The 3,629-nt window shown below is 68.0% G+C and carries 3 protein-coding genes; all 3 read right to left on the bottom strand.

Translation table 11 applies throughout. The features are described from left to right. Positions 1-292, bottom strand: a 292-nt coding sequence (locus tag FKP22_RS24100) for a PepSY domain-containing protein (RefSeq protein WP_141290203.1), incomplete at its 3' end; no start/stop codon positions are given. Beyond that, complete coding sequence (locus tag FKP22_RS24095) at positions 292-2,445, bottom strand: TonB-dependent receptor (protein ID WP_231012404.1); 2,154 nt, start codon at positions 2,443-2,445, stop codon at positions 292-294. The genes FKP22_RS24095 and FKP22_RS24100, both read right to left, overlap by 1 nt. 127 nt (positions 2,446-2,572) lie before the next feature. After that, the coding region (locus tag FKP22_RS24090; protein WP_141290202.1) for a polysaccharide deacetylase family protein at positions 2,573-3,629 on the bottom strand (1,057 nt) is incomplete at its 5' end.

Below are 3,629 nucleotides of genomic sequence, written 5' to 3'. Positions count from 1 at the left end.
GCGCTTCCCAGACCTGGTAGCTGGCGCCAGGGCGGCTGGGCGCCACGATGATGGCCGGGCGCACCTGCGGTGCTTCGCGGGCCAGCACGGCCAGCACTGTCGCCACCGGCTTGTCCGGCTGCATCGCGGTGCCGGCGCGGGCGCAGGCACTGGGCCCGAACCAGTGCGGGTTCAAGGCGGCATCCAGTTCCGCCTGCCAGACCATCACGCTGCCGGTGAGGCCCATCATCGCCATCAACAGGCCGGCCAGCAGGCCCACCCAGCGATGGCCCCATGTCCACCATTTCCTCATCAGAACTGCCGCTTCCAGCTCACGGTGAAGGTCCGGCCGCGACCTGCGTAGTAGTCGTCATTGCCGCCGGAGTAATTGGCCTGGCCGTAGTAAGTGAAGTATTGGCGGTTCAGCAGGTTCTCGACGCCCAGGCCCAGATCGCCCCAACGCGAATGCCAGCTGGTGGCCAGGTCCAGCACGGTGTAGCCGCTGAAGTGTTCGGCCAGGCTGGTGGTGCCGGAGAGCTTGTCTTCATTGGCATTGCGCGGCCGGAAGTGCGAAACGGTGAGGCGGCTGCTCCAGTCCGGTGCGAAGTCCCATTGGCCGGCCATCACCAGCTTGTCCGGCCCTTGCGAGCGGGCCCCGAGATCCAGGTCCAGCGGCTGGCCGGCTGCGGCGGCGGTGCGGCCGCGGGTGAGGGCGTAGCTGGCGTCCAGCTTCAGCGTGGGCAGCACGCGCCACTGGCCGCTGAACTCGAAGCCCTTGACCTGGATGGGCACCCGCTGCACGGTGCCGATGCCGTTGCTCACCACCAGCTGGCTGCCCAGCGAGGAGCGCGAGTCGTAGACCGAAGCGCTGAAGCTCGCACCGGCGCCGCGCCAGGCCAGGCCCAGCTCGCGGTTGTAGGTCACGATGGGCTGCAGGTCCACCAGGCTGTCCACCGACTGGCCTGCCGTCTTGATGGCCCGCAGGATCAGGCCCACGTCCGGCATGCCGAAGCCTTCGTTGTACGAGACGAAGCTGGACCAGCCGCTGTCGCCAAAGCGCCAGACGCCGCCCAGGCTCTTGACCAGCTTGGCCGAGTCGCGCGTGCCGCCCTGCACCTCGCGGTTGCCGTAGAAAGCCAGTGTGGTGTAGCTGTCCACGTTCAGGTGACTGTTTTCGTGTCGCAGGCCAGCGCGCAGCGTCAGGTCGTTCCAGGTGTATTCCAGCTGGGTGAAGGGCGCCAGGCTGCGGTACTTGAGCGGCGGCACCCAGGTGCGGCCTGTCATGGTCAGCGTCTGCGACGAGGTGTCGTGCAGCAGGTCCACGCCACCGGTGAATTCCAGGCCGTGCAGGCCGAAGTCCGGCCGCACCCAGCTGCTGCGCAGGCCCCATTTGTCGGCGTCGATCTGGCTCTGGTCCACCAGCGTGCCGGTGGGGGCGAGGCTGGCGTCCTGGAAGGTGGTGATCACGCCACCGGTGTAGCGGGCGCTGAAGGTCTGCTTGAACAACTGCACCGAGGCCACGCCACCGGCGAGATCGCTGTCGCTCCATTCCAGGCTGGTCGAGCGCACCTGGTTGCGCGGCGCCTGCCAGTCCAGCGTGCCGTGTTGGGCCGAGGTGGGCAGGCCGGTGGCGCGGTCGCCGTCCACATCCACCCAGTCGTCAAACCCATCCGCGTGGAACTGGTTGAGCATCAGCTGGAAGCGCTGCGTGCCCACCTGCTGGCCCAGCTTCAGGTAGGCATCCCTGGCCTCGTGCAGCGACTCGGTGGCCAGGTAGCGGCCGTCGCCGTCCACGCCGATGTCCTGCTCGCGCTTGCCCAGGTAGAGCAGCACGTCGTAAGGGTTCTCGCCTTCGCTCAGGTGCTCCAGCATGTAGCCGGCTTTCCAGCCCTGGCTGTTGCTGTGGCCCTGGGTGCTGTATTTCAGCTCCACCGTCTGGTGGGTGCCGGGCGTTTGTGGCGTGCGGGTGATGGTGTTGACGATGCCGCCGGTGGCGCCCATACCCTGCACCGCCGAAGCGCCGCTGACCACCTCGATGCGCTGCACGATCATCGGGTCGGCGAAATAGCCTTCGCGGCCCCCCAGGCGCAGCGGGTTGGTCTGCGGAATGCCGTCCAGCAGCAGCAGGGCATTGCGCCCGCGCAGGCCCTCGCCGAAGTTGCTCAGCTTCTGGCGCGAAGGCGCATAGCCCGGCACCTGGACGGCCAGCAGCGCGCTCGGGTCTTCGCTGACCAGGCCCTGGGCCTCGATCTCGCTGCGGCCGATCACGCTGACCGCGCCGGGGATCTTCTCCACCGCCTTGCCACCCCGGGTGGCGGTGACCACCACCTGCTCAGGCGTCGGGGGCGGGGTGACCGCTGGCGCATCGCCAGCCGTTTGGGCCTGGGCGCCCAGGCTCATCAGTGTGGCAGCAAGGGTGGTCAGCGCCAGGTGCGGCGCAGCGAAGGCGGTGGAACGATGGGGCATGAAGTGAGAAGGCGACTACGGGAAAACCATGAATTATATTGAGAATGCTTCTTAATTGCATGATTTCGCCGACTTGCTCCCGAAGGTCGCCCCAAGCTCGCCCGACCTCGCGAGCCCCGGGCGGAACTCAGCGCGGGCCGGCGTGACAGTCGCGCCAGACCACCGCTTCGCCCACCTTCGCGAAGAGGGTTGGCAAGGCCACGAAGGCCTTGGCATGCACGTCGTGGAACAGCATCACGCCGTGGCGCTTGATCAGCATCAGTGTGACCATGCGGTCCGTCACGTCCGCTGCCGTGACACGCGCATTCCAGTCCTGCGAGTCCAGGTTCCACAGCGCCACCTGCAGGCCTTGTTCGGTGAAGAACGCGCCGCTGTCTGCCGTGCGCTGGCCGTAGGGTGGGCGGAACCAGGGCATGACCTGGTCCTTGCCGAAGCTGGCCTGCAGCAGCGCCTGCGTACGGCGCACCGAGTCCTGCCAGCCGTCCCAGCGTGCATGCGACTGATGCTCCCAGCCGTGCGAGGCCACGCACTGGCCCTGGTAGGCCTGCGCGAGCGCCGGCGCGCCCAGCTTGCTGGCGCGGGCCTGCAGGTTGCCGCCCAGCATGAAGAACACCGCGTTGCGCTGCTGCGCCGCCAGCATGCGCAGCGTCTCGTCGGTGCTGCCGCCGGGCGGCGTCGGGCCGTCGTCGAAGCTCAGCAGGAACTGGCCGTCGGGCAGGGTGTCGCCGGTCCATTCGTTGTCGCCGAAACGGTCGATCTCGCTGCTGATCTTGGGGAAGAGGGCGGCCAGCCGCATCTGCTCGCCCAGGTAGGCGCGTGAGAAGGCGGCCAGGTTGGCCCGCCAGGCGGCCGACGCGCTTGGCACACGCGCCTGCCATTCGATGGCCGCGCTGGAGAAATCCTGGGGTGAAGGCGGCAAGGTGGCCTGGCAGGTCCAGTCTTTGTTGGCGCTGCCTTCGGCACACTTGGCTGCAGCCGCCCGGTAGTTGGCCGTCGCCTGCTCAAGCTCGCGTTGCAACCACTTGTCTGTCGACGCGCGGTTGACGCTCTTGATCGAAAACGCGGCCATCATGTCGGCGTCCGAAAGCTTGCGCATTTCGCCCAGCACGCCCACGTAGACCAGGATCGCGGCGCGCGAGGCCTTGTCGTAGCCGGCGCGCTGGTCGATCGCCTCCGGCCACAGC

The organism is Ideonella azotifigens (assembly GCF_006519715.1).
In the GTDB taxonomy this organism is placed as follows: Bacteria; Pseudomonadota; Gammaproteobacteria; order Burkholderiales; family Burkholderiaceae_C; genus Ideonella; species Ideonella azotifigens.
Note: the sequence above shows the minus strand (reverse complement) of the source record. Positions and strands in the feature narration are given on the sequence as shown.

Coding starts and splice junctions, on each gene's coding strand:
- FKP22_RS24095 (WP_231012404.1), bottom strand. CDS start 2,445: ATGCCCCATCGTTCCACCGCCTTCGCTGCGCCGCACCTGGCGCTGACC.